We start from the raw sequence: 16,860 nt of genomic DNA, 5'->3' as shown, positions 1-16,860 counted from the left end.
TGGGGACCGGGGCTCAGGCCGGTGCCGCCGGGCGCCTCAGCAGCGACCTGATCGGGTGCCACAGCTCCTGGGCCGGCTCCGGGCCGGTCACGACACCGTTGTCAGGGGCCGTGCGCCATATGAGGCCGTCGGGGTGGTGGAGTACGGCGGTGATCTCGTCCGGGTTCGGGGGCGCGGCGTTGCCCCGTAGGTAGACCGCGCGCAGGCCCAGGTTGCGCAGCCTGGTCAGGGCGCGCGCCCTGTTCTGGGCGTGGACGAGTACCCGCACGCTGCCGCAGCCGTCGGCGGGCGGGCGGGGCAGGTTCAGCGCCACCACCACCATGCCGTTCGGCAGCTTGCAGAAACCTCCTGCGGCCATGCGGTCACATCCCCGTGTGCGTCGGTGTCAATAAGGAAGCCACAGCACGCACCTAAACACGATCGGCGGCAACCCGCCAGGGGCTGCCGCCGATACGCCTCTGACCTGCTACTTTACTTTTACTTGACCGAAGGTCCGACCTTGAGCGTGATCGTCGAGCCGCTCAGGGGCTCGCTGACGATCGCGATCCGGGTGTCGGTGTCAGCGATCTTGACGCCCGCGAGCGGGTTCGACGTGTCGTAGTAGGTCGACATGCCGTCGTCGAAGACCGGGACGCCCGGCCTGGACTTGATCTTCGTCGGGACGTCGGCCTTGTGGAGCGTGATCGAGTCCGTCGGGTACCAGCTGAACGTGGAGTCGTAGGCCTGGATGCGGTTGCGCATCAGCGTGCCGTCGGACCACTTCAGCGCGGTCGGGTGGGAGTCGACCGGGAGGATCAGGCCCTCGCCCGCGTGCTGGCTGGTGTTGTCGTCGGCCTGGGAGGTGTCCCACTTCCAGATCAACAGGCCGTTCTGGTAGGCGTAGTGCTCCACCCAGTCCGGACGGGTCGTCGAGAAGCCGTAGTTGTACGGGCCGACCTTCAACACCTTGTCGTACGACACGTATTGGCGGTTCTCAGCGATGTAGTACTGCGCGTAGTCGTCCGTGATCGACGCGCCGATGCGGGAGAAGCCGTTCGCGCTCCAGGCGGCGTCCGCCGTCTCGGCGTTGTCGGAGAACAGGGCCGCGCCGTCGGCGGTCACCGTGATCTCGTCGGCCGCGAAGCCCCGCTGGGCCACTCCGCCGTCGGTGGCGTAGCGGAAGCGCAGCTGGATGTTCCGGCCCGCGTAGGCGTCCAGCGGGAAGGTCAGCTTCTGGTAGGCGTCCACCGCGCCGGTGAGGGCGGGCTTGCCGCTGCCGTCCTTCGGGATGGCGGTGCCGTCGGCCAGAGTGCCGTCGATCGGCGTCCAGTTGGAGCCGTCGGTGGAGACCTCGGTGTAGAGGTAGTCGTAGTCCTGCTCGATGTCCCACCAGCCGTCGAGGGTCAGCGCCGCCGACGACTTGCCGGTCAGGTCGACCGTACGGGTCAGGGTGTTGCGCAGGTCGTCACCGCTGCCACTCCACCACTGGGTCGCACCCTCGGCCGGGGTGACCACCTCGGTGGTGACCGTCTTCTCGGGCAGCTGGACGATCAGCGCCTGCGGGTTCTCGGTGTTGTACTCCGCGACGCCCAGCTTGTGCGTGGACCGCTCGCCCGCCTTGGCCACGTCGTAGTCGAGCCAGCCCAGTTGGAGCTTGTCCCAGGCGTTCATGTCGCCGGGGAGGTCGCCGATGGAGTCCTTGCCGGTGCCGAGCCAGGAGCCGGAGGACATCAACGTCCAGAAGCCGGTGGAGTTCTCGCCGCCGCCCGAGGTGTCGTACTCGTCGGGCAGGCCGAGGTCGTGGCCGTACTCGTGGGCGAAGACGCCGAGTCCGCCGTTCTCCGGCTGGATGGTGTAGTCGCCGACCCAGATGCCGGTGTCACCGATCTGGGTGCCGCCGAGCTTGTTGGTGTCCGGGCCTGTGGAGCCGGCGTCGGTGCCGAAGGCGTACCAGCGGTGCGCCCAGATGGCGTCCGCGCCCTGGGCGCCGCCGCCCGCGGACTCGTCCTCGCCGGCGTGCACGATCTGGAAGTGGTCGATGTAGCCGTCGGGCTCGTTGAAGTCGCCGTCGCCGTCGAAGTCGTAGCGGTCCCACTGGTCGAACTCGGCCAGTTCCGCGGCGATCTCGTCGGCGGTGTCACCGGCGGCCTCGCGCTCGGCGACCCAGGCGTTGACGCCGTCCTGGACCGCGTACCAGGCGCCGGTGGAGGCGTCGTTGGATCCGTAACGGGCCTCGTTGTAGGGGACCTTGACCCAGTCGGTGACCTCGCCCTCGACCGAGTAGCGGCCCGAGGACTGCTTCTCGTAGTAGGACTTGACCGAGGCGTTGCCGTCGCCGAAGTACAGGTCCTGGAAGTGGGCCTGGTTGTAGTCCGCCTGCCAGGCCGTGCTGTTGTCCTGGGCGCGGTCCGGCTGGGCTATCCGGTTGTGCAGCGGGCCGGCCGTGCCGCCGTAGCGGGGGTCGACCTGGTCGCCGAACTCGACCAGGATGGTGAAGATCTTGTCGGTCTGCTCGCGGCCGAGTTCGACGTACTTGCTGTCGCCCTTGCGGCTCTTGAGCTCGACCACCTTGGAGCCGTCGCGGTTCTTCACCGTGGCGGCGCCGGATATGACCTGGTCGAGCGCCTCCTGGCGCTGCGCCTCCTGGGTCTTGGTCAGCGGGCCGTCGAAGTCGTGCTCCCTGGCCTTCGCCGGCTGCGGGTCCTGCCGGTCGACCGCGGAGGTCTGCGTGGACGTGGTGTCCGCGGCCTGTGCCACGGCGAACGTCGAGAACGTGGCCGAGGCGGCCGCGAGGGCGACGATCGTCGCCGCTGTTCTGAACGTCCAGGTTCTGTCTGTCACTTGTGCCCCTCCCCTATCAGGCAAGTGACCGGTATTTGACTAAAGGTTGGGGAGAAAAGACAGACCTTGACTTGGACCCGTCAAGTGCATTATCGGGAGACGGAGTTCGCATTGCGGACACATGGCCGCAACAGGACAGGCGCGCACAGAGGTCCACTTGGTGGACGCCATGACTCCGTGCGCCCCCTGTGCTCCGGCACTGTTGGTTAGGTCACGCTTACTGTTCGTTCCACTCGGGCACACAGGCGATTAGAGTCGATTGGCGGAACGCCCGGATGTCGGCGGAATGCCAGGCCGACACCCCCCGTGGATCCCCAATTCCGAGGACCGATTGCCATGCCTCGTCCGACTGCCGCACAGCTCTCCTACGGTTCGATCACCGTCATCTTCTCGACGCTCGCCATGCTGCTGCTGTCACAGACGAGTTCGACCGTGGGGATCGCGGTCATCGCCGTCTCGGCGCTCGCGCTCGGCCTGCTGGTAGCCATGACGGTGCCCCAGCCCAAGCCCCGCGTGGTCGCGCTGCGCAAGCCCGCCGCCCAGCACACAGCGGAAGAGCCCGTGCCTGCTGTGGCCACGGGCTCCAAGACCGCGGCCTGAACACCGCGTTCACCGAACCGCGCGCTCCGGTTCGTCCCCCGGGTTCGTCGGGCCGGCCGGGCGCGCGGTCGCGTTGTCACCGGTTACCGCCGACCGCCACTCGCTGCCCCGCCGTCGCTCGGACGGCTGACACTCCTGGCCTCGCCACCCCTGGACGGCCGACGCCCTCTCGCCGACTCCCGGACGGACGGCAATCCCGGACCTGCCGCTCCCGCACAGCCGACGAACCCGACGACGCCGACACCGGCGACCCGGACTCCCCAGGGGCGCGGGGCTGTATCAATTTGCGGCTCCGCCGCGTGGGCGCGACCAGCCCCCACCGGCCCGCAGACGGACGACGATGAACCCCCCGTCGACCAGCCCACCGCCGTCTTCAAGGCCCCGAAAAACGGCTCGGACCCCGCCGCCCCCTCCCGGCCGTATCGACCGGGTCCTCTCAAGGTGACGACCGGGCCCGCCCGGATCAGGTGGTGCTGACCACCACCGTCTTCGCCGCCTTGTCGTGCAGGCCCTGCTTGTAGGGCTTGTCGAAGTAGCTCCAGCCGCCCGAGATGGCGGTCCAGATGCAGGCGCAGCAGAACGCGAACGGGATCCACAGGACGGCCGAGCGGATCAGTGTGGTCTGCGTGGAGGGCGTGGAACCGTTGTCGAGGTTCGCCACGCGCATGCCGAGCCACTTCTTGCCGAGCGTCTGCCCGGACCGGGCGATCAGGACGGTGTCGTAGGCGATGTAGAGCACCGCGGCGAGCGCCGACTGGGCGAGCGACTTGCCGTACTGCATGTCGTCGCTGTCCACGTCGTACTCGCTCACCCCGAATCCCCAGGTGATCAGCCAGACGACGATGCCCACCAGGATCAGGTCGATGATCCGGGCGAGCGTGCGCCTGCCGCTGGGTGCCAGCGGCGGCATGCCGGCCAGCGGGTCGGTGGGACCGGAGCCGGCGCCGTACGGGTCACCGCCGTGGGGACCTCCCCCGTAGGACGGGGGCGGGGTGTTGTACGGCGATCCCGAGCCCTCGGCAGGCGGGGGCTGCTTCCTGAACGGGTCGTCATCCGGCGGCTGCTGGCCGGAGCCGGGAGGCGGTTCACTGCTCATGGCCCGAGTCGACCGCGAACCCCCCGACTCCGCATCCGGCGTGCGGCCGTCCGGAGTACCGAATCATCTACGCCGTTCGCGTTACCCGCTCAGCCCGCGACGAACGTATGCGCCGCCTTGTCGTGCCAGCACTGGTGCCACGGCCGGTCGAACAGGCACCACCCGACGCCCACGAGGCCGATGCCGAGCAGGCCCGGGACGCTGTAGACCAGCCAGCGGCGCAGGGACGCGCCGAACGCCGGGGGCTCGTGCCCCTCGATGTCCCGCACCTCCAGACCGAGCAGCTTCTTGCCGAGGGTGCGGCCCCACTTGGCGGTGGGCAGCGCCTCGTACAGGACACCGGCGACGAGGAGTACGGCGACCACGATGCCCAGGTACACCGACGTGGTGCCGTCAAGCAGCCAGACCGTCACGGTCTCGCCGGACAGCTTGGCCGCGTCGACCTTCTCGTTGATGTGGTCGGCCGCCTTGATGCCGAGAGGGACGGCGGCCACGGCCGTGACGGTACCGACGACCAGGGTGTCGAGCAGGCGGGCGGCCAGCCGCTTGCCGAGGCTCGCGGGCCTCGCGGAGGCCTGGCGGCGGGCGGCCGCCTGGAAGATGTCCTCGACCGGAGGCTTCCAGGGCGCGGGCTGCTCCTCGTCGGGTCCGGCGAGGCGGTGCACCTGCTGAGCCCAGGAAGGCTGACCGCCACCGGGGCCCGCGCTCATGGGAGTGCCGGGGGGCTGGGCTCCCGCGGCCTGGGCTCCGGCCGCCTGGTGGGGGCCGCTCTGCTGCGGGACGCCTTGCTGGGGCACTCCCGGGGCCGCCTGCGGGCCGGAGGCGGGGGTGGGCTGCTGGAGCCCGGGGACGGCGGCGGCAGCGGCGGAGGCGGGGCCCTGGGGACCTGCGGAACCGGCCGCAGCGGCCCGCTCGGCGGCGGCCTTGCCGGCACCGAAGCCGGGGCCCTGGGGGCCGGCGGGCGGCTGGGCACCCGCGCCATCGCCCGGGCCGGAAGCGCCCTGGGCCGCTCCGGGCGAGGACTGCGCGCCGATGCCGGGGGCGTCCGAGGCCGTACCCGGGGTCTGTGCGGTGGGACCGGAATACGCGGGTCCCGGCGTGCTTCCGTTCTGCGCCCCGGGACCCCCGTTCTGCTGCGCCGTGCCCGGGGAGAGCGCGCGGAACTTCATGGTGCCGTCGTCCGAGCCGGGGCCGCCCGGCTGCTGAGCGGCTCCCGCTCCCCCGGACCCGGCCGTGGGTCGACGGAAGACACGGGTACCGCCGTCCTCGTCCGGTTCGGCGGGCGGGATCGTCGCGGTGCCGTCGGTACGGGCGGCGTGCCCGTCCGGCCGGGCCGGGCCGGAACCGCCGGAGGGCAGACCGGCACCGGTCACCCTCGGGTCCGCCCCCTGCGGAGCACCCTGCTGCGGTACGCCGTGCGGGGCGGCTTGCCGAGCCCCTTGCGGCCCGCTCTGCTGAGCACCCTGGGGCCCTCCTGCCCCGCCCTGCTGAGCGCCGCCGTACGCGGCACCCTGCTGAGCTCCTCCTTGCGGGGGGACCTGGGGCCCGCCGTGCTGAGCTCCCTGCGGCAGTCCCCGCTGGGCACCGCCCTGCTGGGCCTGCGCGGCGCCCTGCGGGGACCCCCAGGACACCCTGCGGTCCTGGTCGCCGCCGAAGCCCGCCTGTTGGGCGCGGTCGGCGGTCCACGCGGACGCGGGTTCGGGGCGGCTGCCGTGCTGGGCGTCGCCGCGGGCGGCCTCCTCGGCCGGGTCCTCGTCGAAGAAGTGCGGGCCCGTCTCCTCCACAGGAGAGGGGGCCGGACCCGCGCCCGACGGCGGGGCGAGCGGCTCGCCGTCCCCCGGGGCGGGGCGGCTGGTGCCCGCCACCCAGGAAGCGCCGTTCCAGTAACGGACATATCCAGGAATGGACGGGTCCGGGTAGTAGCCCTCGCGGGGCCTGTCGTCACCGGGTGCCGGGGTTGGGGCGCTCATGTCCGTCGTCCCGTATCTGCTCGGGGGTCAATAGAGGGGGCTCCACATCTATCAGACCGGCGCAAGACCCACCGCCAGTCCCACCGGACCCACCCCTTTTGAGCACGACCTGACACCGACCGTGGTACCGGCTGGGAGACCGACCGTGGTACCGGCTGGGAGACCGAGCGCGACAGCGGCCGTGGGACCGATCGCGATACCGGCGGAAAAAGTTCGCCGAACCCGCGTAATGATCCCGGCCCCTCCCCCCTCTCCACTCGTACGGGCCCACCACAGGACCCGTACGAGAGCCGAGAGAGGAACGAATGACATGCACCACACCGTGGTAGAGCGCGAACTTGAGCTCAAACTCATCCTGTCGCCCGAGCGCAGCATCCCGGTCCCGGCCCGCCTGAGCTACCGCAGCGACGACCCCTTCGCCGTCCACATCGCCTTCCACATCGGTTCGGACCACCCGGTCCACTGGACCTTCGCCCGTGAACTCCTCGTGGAGGGCGTGTTCCGCCCGTGCGGGCACGGGGACGTACGGGTGTGGCCGACGAAGGTCATGGGCCGCGGCGTCGTGCTGATGGGGCTGAGCTCCCCCGACGGCGACGCCCTCCTGGAGGCCCCGGCCGCGCAGGTGTCGGCCTGGCTGGAACGCACGCTGAGGGCGGTCCCCCCGGGCTCTGAGGCGGAGCAGCTCGGCATCGACGACGGCCTCGCCGAGCTGCTGGCCCCCACTCCGGGCTGTCACGACGAACTCTGGCTGCGGGGTCCCTGGCCGAGCGACGAGTCGAAGGACGGAGGTGAGTGAGCCGCAACCATCACTTGAGGAACCGCGACGGCGATCAGCCAGGTCCGCGAGAGCCGCGGCGGTTCAGCCGCAAAGGGGCGTCAGAACAGCTTGCCCGGGTTCAGGATTCCCAGCGGGTCGAAGACCCCCTTCACCGCCCGCTGCATCTCCACCCCCACCGGCCCGATCTCGCGTGCCAGCCACTCCTTCTTCAGTACGCCCACCCCGTGCTCGCCGGTGATCGTGCCGCCGAGCTCCAGGCCGAGGGCCATGATCTCGTCGAAGGACTCACGGGCGCGCCGGGACTCGTCGGGGTCGGCCGCGTCGAAGCAGACCGTGGGGTGGGTGTTGCCGTCGCCGGCGTGGGCGACGACACCGATGGTGAGCTGGTACTTCTCGGCGATCCGCTCGGTGGCTTCGAGCATCTCGCCGAGCCGCGAGCGGGGCACGCACACATCGTCGATCATCGTGGTGCCCTTGACCGCTTCGAGGGCGGTGAGGGACAGCCTGCGGGCCTGGAGGAGCAGCTCCGACTCGGCGGCGTCGTCGGCCGGGACCACCTGCGTCGCCCCCGCCGCCTCGCACAGCGCGCCGACCGCCGCGAGGTCGGCCGCCGGGTCCGTGGTGTCGAACGCCGCGAGGAGGAGGGCCTCGGTGGACTCCGGGAGTTGCATGTGCGCCAGGTCGTTGACGGCTTTCACCGTCGTACGGTCCATCAGTTCGAGGAGGGACGGCACGTGCCCGCCCTCCATGATCCGGCACACCGCATCGCAGGCGGCCGCCCCGGACGCGAACTCGGCGGCCAGCACCAACTGCTCGGGCGGCTGCGGCTTGAGGGCCAGGGTCGCCTGTACGACGATCCCGAGCGAGCCTTCGGAGCCGACGAAGAGGCGGGTCATGTCGTATCCGGCGACCCCCTTGGCGGTACGGCGGCCCGTGGACATGAGCCGCCCGTCGGCGAGGACGACGTCAAGGCCGAGGACGTACTCCGCCGTCACCCCGTACTTCACACAGCACAGCCCGCCGGAGGCCGTGCCGATGTTGCCGCCGATCGTGCACATCTCCCAGCTGGAGGGGTCCGGCGGGTAGTAGAGGCCGAGTTCGTTCACCGCGCGCGAGAGCGTCGCGTTGACGACGCCCGGTTCGACGACGGCGATGCGGTCGACCGGGTTGATCTCCAGGATGCGGTCCATCTTGGTCAGGGACAGCACGATGCAGCCGTCGGAGGCGTTGGCCGCGCCCGACAGGCCCGTGCGGGCGCCCTGCGGGACGACCGGGACGCGCAGTTCGGTCGCGATGCGCATGACGTGCTGGACCTGCTCGACCGTGCGCGGCAGCACGACCACGGCAGGAGTGCCGGCCGGGCAGAAGCTCGCCATGTCGTTGGCGTAGGAGACCGTGACGTCCGGGTCGACGAGGACGGCCTCCGCGGGCAGACCACTCAGCAGACGGTCGACGAGGTTGCCGGTGACCTCGTCGCGGGGCGCTTCGATACGGCTCATGATCACAGCGTCGCACCGGGGGCCATCGGTGTGAACCCCGTCTGCGGCAGCCGCCGTATGCCGGGGTGTTCTCGTCGTCCTGACGCACAGTGAGCGCCATGGAGAACCAAGCCACGGAGAGCCGGCCGGAGCAGCCGACGGACCGGCGGTGGGCCCGGCTGCACGGGCGTCTGGTGATCGCCGCGGTCGCGGGGTGCGCGGTGCTCGGTACGGCGCTGATGCTGCTGCCCTCGGAGCGGACGGGGCCCCACGCCCCCGCCCCGGCACCGGGCGCCCAGGCGCAGACGGCGGTCGCCGCCGGGGCACCGGCCGCGCTGCCCGAGCTGGCGGTGCTGATCGGTGAGCGCGAGGACCATCTGCGCAGGCATCCCAGGGACGCCCGGTCGTGGGCGGTGCTCGGGACGGCGTATGTGGAGCAGGGACGGCGGACGGCGGAGACGGCGTTCTATCCGAAGGCCGACACCGCGCTGCGGACGTCCCTGAAGGTGCGGAGGAACGCGGAGGCGCTCGGCGGTCTGGCCGCGCTCGCGAACGCCCGACGGGATTTCCGGGCCGCGCGGACCTGGGGCGAGGCCGCCCGGAAGCTGGAGCCGAAGCGGTGGACGACGTATCCGCCGCTGATCGACGCGTACACCGGGCTCGGCGACTACAAGGCGGCCCGTGCGGCGCTGGAGCGGCTGATGGCGCTGCGGTCGGGGCCCGCGGTGATGGCCCGGGCGGCCGCCGTGTACCGGGACCGGGGCTGGCGCGAGGACGCGGCGGCGCAGCTGGCCGACGCGGCGGCGCGGGCGGAGGCTCCGGCCGAGCGGGCCGCGTATCTGGAGCGGGCCGGGCAGCTGGCCTGGGAGCGCGGCGACCTGGAGGACGCGCTGCGGCATTTCCAGGAGGCGGTCCGGATCGACCCCGACCAGCGGGCCGCGCAGGCCGGGCAGGGGCGGGTCCTCGCGGCGCTGGGCCGCACGACGGAGGCCCTGAACGCGTACCGGATCGCCCTCGCGAAGCAGCCGCTGCCTCAATACGCACTGGAACTGGGTGAGTTGTACGAGTCGCTGGGTCTGGGGCAGGCCGCCGGGGTGCAGTACGACCTGCTGCGGGCGAGGGTGCGGAGCGCTGCGGCGTCCGGGGCGGACGAGGAGCTGGTCCTCGGGCAGTTCGAGGCGGACCACGGTGATCCGGCGTCCGCGGTACGGCGGCTGCGGGCCGAGTGGCGACGGCAGCCGGGCATCCCGGTGGCCGACGCGCTGGGGTGGGCGCTGCACCGGGCGGGCGAGGACGAGGAGGCCCTGCGGTACGCCCGGATCGCGACGGACAAGGTGCACGGGGGTGCGGTGCGCAGTGCCCTGTACGCCTATCACCTGAGCATGATCGAGCGGGAGTTGGGGCAGACCGCGCCCGCGCGACGACATCTTCAGGAGGCGCTGCGGATCAACCCCTACTTCTCGCCCCTGCGGGTGCGGTCGGCGTGGGAGGCGCTGGCGGCGCTGGGCGAAGTGCCGGACGAGGACGTGCCGTTGATGGACGCCAAGGGGGTCGCACCGCGGCCGTACCGATGAGGGCGTTCCTCGTCGCTGCGCCGCCGGTTCCCGCGCGAGCGTTACCCGGAGAGCGGCTTGTAGTAGAGGGAGAAGCGGCGTGCTCCCGCCGAGCCCGAGGCGAGGCCCATGCACAGTCGCGGTGTGCCGGTGCGGCGTACGGCGACGCCTTCGGGTTCGCGGTAGTCGAGGGAGTGGCCGGCCTCGGTGCGCTGTCGCTGGACCAGCTTGCCGGTGCGGATGTCGAGGCAGGACAGGTAGGCGTTGCCGTGCTCGGCGGGCGGGTTGGTGGTGCCGTCGTAGGCGGTGCCGGCCAGTTGGTAGAGGTGGTCGCCGTAGAGGGCGTATCCCTGGAAGGGGACCGAAAGGTCGGGGTGCAGGCCGGTCTGGGCGAGGTCGGGGATGGGGTCGGCGTAGTCGCGGGCGACGAAGGTGTCGAGGTCCCAGACGCGGTAGCGGGGCTTGTTGTCGAGGCGGTAGCGGATGGCTATGCGCTTGGACGTCATGCACACCGATGGCTGGTTGTTGGTGGACCCGGCGATCGGCTTGCGGATGGCGACATCCTCGCCGGTGCGGGTGGCGCCGTCGAAGAAGCGGAAGCGGGTGACGCCCTGGCCGTAGCCTTCCTTCGCGGCGGCCTCGGTCCAGATCCAGACGTTGCCGTCGGCGGCGTTCTGCACACCCATGCTGACGCCGTGCCCGAAGCCCTTGAGATGCATCCGCCCGAGCAACATGCCGTCGTAGTCGAGCCGGTTCAGGCACAGATCGCCCGACTCGGCGCCACCCGCGGCGAGTTGGAGGACGTAGAGGTGCTGGTGCGTCTCGTCGAAGGCGAAGGACTGAAGGACCGTGCCCTCGTGCAGCGCCTTCTTCCACAGCCAGCGGACGGCCGGCACGGCCAGGTCGAAGCGCTCGGTCACGGTCCCCCCCTCGGGCGTGTGTCGGAAGTCCCTTCTGCCCCGCGACGCCTGGCACGCTCCCCCAGAGGGGGCACCCCCACTCGCCGCACGGGGCGAAAGCCCAAGTACGTCCAGTACGAGGACTTCCACCCCGCACGCCGAGAGCACGCACCAGACGCCGCAGGGCCCGCCCTTCGGGCGGACGAAGGGACTTCCGACACACGCCCTAGATCGTTTGGGGGCTAGAGATTACCCCTCTTCTCCTGCTCTCGTTCGATGGCCTCGAACAGTGCCTTGAAATTGCCCTTCCCGAAGCCCATCGAGCCGTGCCGTTCGATGAGTTCGAAGAACACGGTCGGCTTGTCCTGGACCGGCTTGGTGAAGACCTGCAGCAGATAGCCGTCCTCGTCGCGGTCGGCGAGGATCTTCAACTCCCGGAGCGTGTCGACCGGTACGCGGGTGTCGCCGACCCACTCGCCGAGGGTGTCGTAGTAGGAGTCCGGGGTGTTCAGGAACTGAACTCCCGCCGCGCGCATGGTCTTCACGGTCTGCACGATGTCGTTGGTGTTGAGCGCGATGTGCTGGACGCCCGCACCGCCGTAGAACTCCAGGTACTCGTCGATCTGGGACTTCTTCTTGGCGACGGCGGGCTCGTTGATCGGGAACTTCACCTTGAGCGTGCCGTCGGCGACGACCTTCGACATCAGGGCGCTGTACTCGGTGGCGATGTCGTCGCCCACGAACTCCTTCATGTTCGTGAAGCCCATGACCTTGTTGTAGAAGCCGACCCACTCGTTCATCCGGCCGAGCTCGACGTTGCCCACGCAGTGGTCGACGGCCTGGAAGGTGCGGTGCGCGGGCGGCTCGACGATCGGGGCGGCCTCGGCGAAGCCGGGAAGGTACGGGCCGTCGTAGCCCGTGCGCTCGACCAGGGTGTGGCGGGTCTCGCCGTAGGTGGCGATCGCGGCGAGGACGACCGTGCCGTGCTCGTCCTTCAGCTCGTACGGCTCGGCCAGCGAGCGAGCGCCGTGCTCGACGGCGTAGGCGTACGCGCGGCGGGCGTCCGGGACCTCGATGGCGAGGTCGATCACACCGTCGCCGTGCTCGGCCACGTGCTGGGCGAGGAAGTGGCCCCAGGGGGTGGCGGGCTTGATGACCGAGGTGAAGACGAAACGGGCGGAGCCGTTGGTGAGCACGTACGAGGCGGTCTCGCGGCTGCCGTTCTCCGGTCCGGAGTACGCCGTGAGCCGCATGCCGAAGGCGGTCGAGTAGTAGTGCGCCGCCTGCTTGGCGTTGCCGACGGCGAAGACGACCGCGTCCATTCCCTTGACCGGGAAGGGGTCGGCCTGCCGGGCGGTGTCGGGAGTGTGGTGTGTGGTCTGCGTCATGCCGAAAGCCTCGCTCCGCTCTGCAAGGTGCGCAATAGTTACCGTAATCACTGGGCAATGTGTTCAGTCGTACGGTCGTCTCGGCGGCCTTTCTGTACAGGATGACCACCTCTCCGGGAGGCAGCCGTGGAGATCGACGAGCTGGACGGACGGATCATCGTGCTCCTTGCGCGGGAGCCGCGGATCGGGGTCCTTGAGATGTCCCGGCGGCTGGGAGTGGCCCGGGGGACCGTGCAGGCACGGCTCGACCGGCTTCAGTCGAACGGAGTCATCCGGGGATTCGGTCCGCAGGTCGATCCGGCGGCGCTCGGCTACCCGGTGACGGCGTTCGCCACGCTGCAGATCCGGCAGGGGCAAGGGCCGGACGTACGGGCGCACTTGGCGACCGTCCCGGAGGTGCTTGAGCTGCACACCACCACCGGCAGCGGGGACATGCTGTGCCGGCTGGTGGCCCGCTCCAACGCCGATCTCCAACGTGTGATCGACCGGGTTGTCGGTTTCGATGGGATCGTCCGGGCCGCCACCGCGATCGTCATGGAGAACCCCGTTCCGCTGCGGATCATCCCGCTGGTGGAGCAGGCGGCGGGAGACCGGGAGACCTGACCGATCCGAGCCTTGGGGGAGCGCGCGTGAGCTTCTGGGAGTATCTCGGCAACAGCCATCAGCAGTTGCTCACGGACGCCTACCAACACGCGAGCGCCGTCTTCCAGTGCATGGTCGTGGCGACGCTGATCGGGGTGCTGATCGGGGTCGTGACCTACCGGAGCGAATGGGCGGGCAACCTCGCCACGACGGCCACCTCGACCATCCTGACCATTCCGTCGCTGGCCATGATCGGTCTGCTCATCCCGCTCGTGGGCCTCGGTGTGCCGCCCACGGTGATCGCGCTGACGCTGTACGGGCTGCTGCCGATCGTGCGCAACGCGATCGTGGGCCTGCGCGGGGTCGACCCGTCCCTGGTGGACGCGGCCAGGGGCATCGGGATGTCCCGGGTGACACGGCTGCTGCGGATCGAGCTGCCGCTCGCCTGGCCGCCGATCCTGACCGGCATCCGGGTCTCGACCCAGATGCTGATGGGCATCGCCGCGATCGCCGCCTACGCCTCCGGGCCCGGGCTCGGCAACGAGATCTTCCGGGGGATCGCCTCCCTGGGCAGCAAGAACGCGCTCAACCAGGTGCTCGCGGGCACGCTCGGGATCGTCGTTCTCGCTTTGCTGTTCGACGCCGCGTACGTCCTGATCGGACGGCTGACCATTCCGAGGGGGATCCGTGTCTGAGAGCAGGGCGTCGGGGGCGTCCATCGAGTTGGAGAACCTGACCAAGCAGTATCCCGGCAATCCTCAACCCTCCGTCGACAACGTCAACATGGAGATCAAGGCGGGCGAGATCGTCATCTTCGTGGGTCCATCCGGATGCGGTAAGTCCACAACGCTCAAGATGATCAACAGGTTGATCGAGCCGACGGGCGGACGCATCCGGATCAACGGTGAGGACGTGACCGACATCGATCCGGTCAAGCTGCGCCGCAAGGTGGGCTATGCGATCCAGTCGGCCGGGCTCTTCCCGCACATGACGGTCGCGCAGAACATCGCGCTGGTGCCGAAGATGATCGGCTGGGGGAAGACCCGGATCCGGGACCGGGTGGAGGAGCTGCTCGACCTCGTCGGGCTGGACCCCGGGGAGTTCCACGACCGTTACCCCCGCCAGCTCTCCGGCGGTCAGCAGCAACGGGTGGGTGTGGCGAGGGCGCTGGCGGCCGATCCCCCCGTACTGCTGATGGACGAGCCGTTCGGCGCGGTCGACCCGATCACCCGTGACCATCTCCAGGACGAGCTGATCAGGCTCCAGCACGAGCTGCACAAGACGATCGTCTTCGTCACGCACGACTTCGACGAGGCGATCAAGCTCGGTGACCGGATCGCCGTCCTGCGCGAACGCTCGCACATCGCCCAGTTCGACACCCCCGAGGCGATCCTGACCAACCCGGCCGACGACTTCGTGTCCGGGTTCGTCGGGGCCGGGGCGGCGCTGAAGCGGCTGAACCTCACCCGCGTACGGGATGTGGAGATCACCGCCTATCCGACGGTGACGATCGACGACCCCCTCCAGGAGATCTTCAACAAGCTCCGGGGAAGCGGGACCAGCGAGATCCTGCTGCTCGACAAGCGGGGACGGCCGTACAAGTGGCTCAGACGCGGCGACATGATGCGCGCGAAGGGGTCGCTGGCACGGGCCGGGACGCTGGTCAACGACACGGTGACCAGGGACGCGACGCTGCGGGACGCGCTGGAGGCGGTGCTGACGGACAACGCGGGCCGGGTCCCGGTGACCGGGCGGCGCGGTGAGTACACGGGGGTCGTCGACGTGGAGACGCTCATGAACTCCGTGCACGACCTCCTTGAGGCCGACCGTCTCGAAGCCATGGAGCACCGGCACGAGCTGGAGGAGACGCGGGCCGCCCAGACGCACGCCGAGCAGGAAGGTGCCTACGGAGGGGAGCGGAAGGCGTGACGACTTCCGAGACTCCGGAACGGGAGGAGACGGCGGCCCCTCCCCCGCCGGCCCCGCCCGAGAGGCACGTGACCTGGCAGAAGCTGACGTTCCTGCCCGCGTTCCTCATTGCCGTCCTGCTCGCGACCTGGCTGTGGTTCGCGCAGGCCGACCTGGACTCGATCTCCGAGAACGCGCTGTCGAACGGGCAGGTGTCCAAGGCCCTGTGGCAGCACGTGCAGCTGACGGTGGTCTCGACGTTCTTCGTGCTGATCATCGCGATCCCGCTGGGGATCATGCTGACCCGCAGGGCCTTCCGCAGGGCGAGCCCGGTGGTGATGGCGGTCGCCAACATGGGTCAGGCGACCCCGGCGATCGGCCTGCTGGCCCTGCTGGTGATCTGGCTGGGCACGGGCACGAAAGCGGCCCTGATCGGCATCATCGTCTACGCCGTCCTGCCGGTCCTGTCGAACACGATCGCGGGCCTGAAGGCGAACGACCCGACCCTGCTGGAGGCGGCACGCGGTATCGGCATGTCCCCGTTGGGGGCGCTGACCCGTGTCGAACTCCCGTTGGCCGTACCGCTGATCCTCGCGGGCGTGCGTACGGCCCTGGTCCTGAACGTCGGCACGGCGACCCTGGCCACCTTCGGCGGGGGCGGCGGCCTGGGCGTCCTGATCACGACCGGCATCACCAACCAGCGGATGCCCGTACTGATGCTGGGCTCGATCCTCACGGTGTCCCTGGCCCTGCTGGTCGACTGGCTGGCCTCGCTCGCCGAACTGCTGCTCAGACCGCGGGGGTTGGAGGTGGGGAGGTGAGGCGCAGGTGTCTGACGGCGGCCGTCTCGCTGGCGCTGCTGGCAGGCTGCGGGCTGACCAGCGGGTCCCCGATGGCCGACGACGTGCAGCCGGGATCGATCGGCCGCGGTGAGCCGCTCAAGGGCGCCGATCTCACCGTCACGTCCAAGGAGTTCACCGAGCAGCTGATCCTCGGGGCGATCATGGGGATCGCCTTCGAGGCGGCCGGGGCGGACGTGCTCGACCGGACCGGGATCCAGGGGTCGGTCGGGGCGCGGGAGGCGGTCAAGTCCGGTGACGCGGACGGGATGTACGAGTACACGGGCACGGCGTGGATCACGTACCAGGGCAACGCGGAGCCCATCGCGGACCCGCAGGAGCAGTGGGAGGCGGTACGGAAGGCGGACCTCAAGAACGGGCTCACGTGGCTGCCGAAGGCTCCCCTGAACAACACCTACGCGCTGGCCATGAACCAGTCCAACTTCAAGAAGTACGGAACCCGGACGCTGTCGGACGTGGCGGCGCTGGCGAAGAAGGACCCCGGTGCGGTGACGCTCTGCGTGGAGAGTGAGTTCGCCAACCGGGCCGACGGGCTGCCGGGCATGGAGAAGGCGTACGGGATGAGCGTCCCGGCGAAGAACATCACCCAGATGGACACCGGGATCATCTACACGCAGGTGGCTAAGGGCAGTTGCCGGTACGGGGAGGTCTTCACGACCGACGGCCGCATCAAGTCCATGAACCTGGCGGTGATGCGGGACGACCGGAAGTTCTTCCCCAACTACAACGCGGCCCCCGAGATCAACTCCAAGTCCCTGAAGAAGTGGCCGGCGATCGCGGAGGTCCTGGCCCCGGTCACGAAGAGGCTGACCAACACGGTGGCGCAGGAGCTGAACGCGGAGGTGGATGTCGCCGGGGAGGATCCGCATCAGGTGGCGCTGGACTGGATGAAGGCGGAGGGGTTCGTGAAGTAGCGGGTTACAAAGAA

The 16,860-nt window shown here is 70.1% G+C and carries 15 protein-coding genes; 8 read left to right on the top strand and 7 right to left on the bottom strand.

Translation table 11 applies throughout. The features are described from left to right. Positions 1-13: 13 nt before the first annotated feature. Both ACI2L1_RS22030 and ACI2L1_RS22025 read right to left on the bottom strand, forming a co-directional pair. The gene (locus ACI2L1_RS22030) at positions 14-358 is read right to left on the bottom strand and encodes a hypothetical protein (RefSeq protein WP_404741032.1); all 345 of its coding nucleotides are present in this window, start codon (positions 356-358) and stop codon (positions 14-16) included. A 119-nt stretch (positions 359-477) separates the two neighbouring features. Next, positions 478-2,820, bottom strand: coding sequence for an immune inhibitor A domain-containing protein (locus tag ACI2L1_RS22025; protein WP_404741031.1), 2,343 nt, complete (start codon positions 2,818-2,820; stop codon positions 478-480). A gap of 336 nt (positions 2,821-3,156) precedes the next feature. On the opposite strand from ACI2L1_RS22025, the gene ACI2L1_RS22020 reads away from it, so the two are divergent. Further along, positions 3,157-3,420, top strand: coding sequence for a hypothetical protein (locus tag ACI2L1_RS22020; RefSeq protein ID WP_404741030.1), 264 nt, complete (start codon positions 3,157-3,159; stop codon positions 3,418-3,420). A gap of 463 nt (positions 3,421-3,883) precedes the next feature. Here the strand turns inward: ACI2L1_RS22020 and ACI2L1_RS22015 are convergent, their stop codons facing one another. Then, positions 3,884-4,516, bottom strand: coding sequence for an RDD family protein (locus ACI2L1_RS22015; protein ID WP_404741029.1), 633 nt, complete (start codon positions 4,514-4,516; stop codon positions 3,884-3,886). An 89-nt stretch (positions 4,517-4,605) separates the two neighbouring features. Further along, positions 4,606-6,486, bottom strand: a complete 1,881-nt coding sequence (locus tag ACI2L1_RS22010) for an RDD family protein (RefSeq protein WP_404741028.1) — start codon at positions 6,484-6,486, stop codon at positions 4,606-4,608. 310 nt (positions 6,487-6,796) lie between these two features. Here ACI2L1_RS22010 and ACI2L1_RS22005 point away from each other — a divergent pair, with 310 nt between their 5' ends. After that, on the top strand, positions 6,797-7,282 hold the full coding sequence (locus ACI2L1_RS22005) for an SsgA family sporulation/cell division regulator (RefSeq protein ID WP_404741027.1): 486 nt from the start codon (positions 6,797-6,799) through the stop codon (positions 7,280-7,282). Between the two features lie 80 nt (positions 7,283-7,362). Here the strand turns inward: ACI2L1_RS22005 and ACI2L1_RS22000 are convergent, their stop codons facing one another. Next, complete coding sequence (locus ACI2L1_RS22000; RefSeq protein ID WP_404741026.1) at positions 7,363-8,769, bottom strand: FAD-binding oxidoreductase; 1,407 nt, start codon at positions 8,767-8,769, stop codon at positions 7,363-7,365. Positions 8,770-8,861: 92 nt separating this feature from the next. Between ACI2L1_RS22000 and ACI2L1_RS21995 the strand changes: the two genes are divergently transcribed. Then, the gene (locus ACI2L1_RS21995) at positions 8,862-10,316 is read left to right on the top strand and encodes a tetratricopeptide repeat protein (RefSeq protein WP_404741025.1); all 1,455 of its coding nucleotides are present in this window, start codon (positions 8,862-8,864) and stop codon (positions 10,314-10,316) included. 41 nt (positions 10,317-10,357) lie between these two features. On the opposite strand, the gene ACI2L1_RS21990 is transcribed toward ACI2L1_RS21995, so the two are convergent. Both ACI2L1_RS21990 and hppD read right to left on the bottom strand, forming a co-directional pair. Further along, positions 10,358-11,215 (bottom strand): Teichoic acid biosynthesis protein C (Precursor), encoded by an 858-nt coding sequence (locus ACI2L1_RS21990; RefSeq protein WP_404741024.1) that lies wholly within the window; start codon positions 11,213-11,215, stop codon positions 10,358-10,360. 221 nt (positions 11,216-11,436) lie between these two features. Then, positions 11,437-12,582 (bottom strand): 4-hydroxyphenylpyruvate dioxygenase, encoded by a 1,146-nt coding sequence (gene hppD / locus ACI2L1_RS21985; RefSeq protein WP_404741023.1) that lies wholly within the window; start codon positions 12,580-12,582, stop codon positions 11,437-11,439. Between the two features lie 126 nt (positions 12,583-12,708). Here hppD and ACI2L1_RS21980 point away from each other — a divergent pair, with 126 nt between their 5' ends. Genes ACI2L1_RS21980 through ACI2L1_RS21960 form a run of 5 tightly spaced genes read left to right on the top strand, consistent with a single transcriptional unit; the run spans position 12,709 to position 16,846 of the window. Then, a complete protein-coding gene (locus ACI2L1_RS21980; protein WP_404741022.1) occupies positions 12,709-13,185 on the top strand; it encodes an Lrp/AsnC family transcriptional regulator in 477 nt (158 codons plus the stop codon). A gap of 26 nt (positions 13,186-13,211) precedes the next feature. Next, positions 13,212-13,859 carry an ABC transporter permease gene (locus tag ACI2L1_RS21975; protein ID WP_404741021.1) on the top strand — a complete coding sequence of 216 codons (648 nt, stop codon included), beginning with the start codon at positions 13,212-13,214 and terminating at the stop codon, positions 13,857-13,859. Next, entirely contained in the window at positions 13,852-15,093 is a 1,242-nt protein-coding gene (locus tag ACI2L1_RS21970) for a betaine/proline/choline family ABC transporter ATP-binding protein (RefSeq protein WP_404741020.1), read from the top strand. Before ACI2L1_RS21975 ends, ACI2L1_RS21970 begins: the two co-directional genes overlap by 8 nt. After that, a complete protein-coding gene (locus tag ACI2L1_RS21965) occupies positions 15,090-15,893 on the top strand; it encodes an ABC transporter permease (RefSeq protein WP_404741019.1) in 804 nt (267 codons plus the stop codon). The genes ACI2L1_RS21970 and ACI2L1_RS21965 overlap by 4 nt, the downstream gene beginning before the upstream one ends. Then, the gene (locus ACI2L1_RS21960; RefSeq protein WP_404741018.1) at positions 15,890-16,846 is read left to right on the top strand and encodes a glycine betaine ABC transporter substrate-binding protein; all 957 of its coding nucleotides are present in this window, start codon (positions 15,890-15,892) and stop codon (positions 16,844-16,846) included. The genes ACI2L1_RS21965 and ACI2L1_RS21960 overlap by 4 nt, the downstream gene beginning before the upstream one ends. Positions 16,847-16,860: the final 14 nt, after the last annotated feature.

This window comes from Streptomyces sp. NPDC019531, assembly GCF_044903305.1.
In the GTDB taxonomy this organism is placed as follows: Bacteria; Actinomycetota; Actinomycetes; order Streptomycetales; family Streptomycetaceae; genus Streptomyces.
Note: the sequence above shows the minus strand (reverse complement) of the source record. Positions and strands in the feature narration are given on the sequence as shown.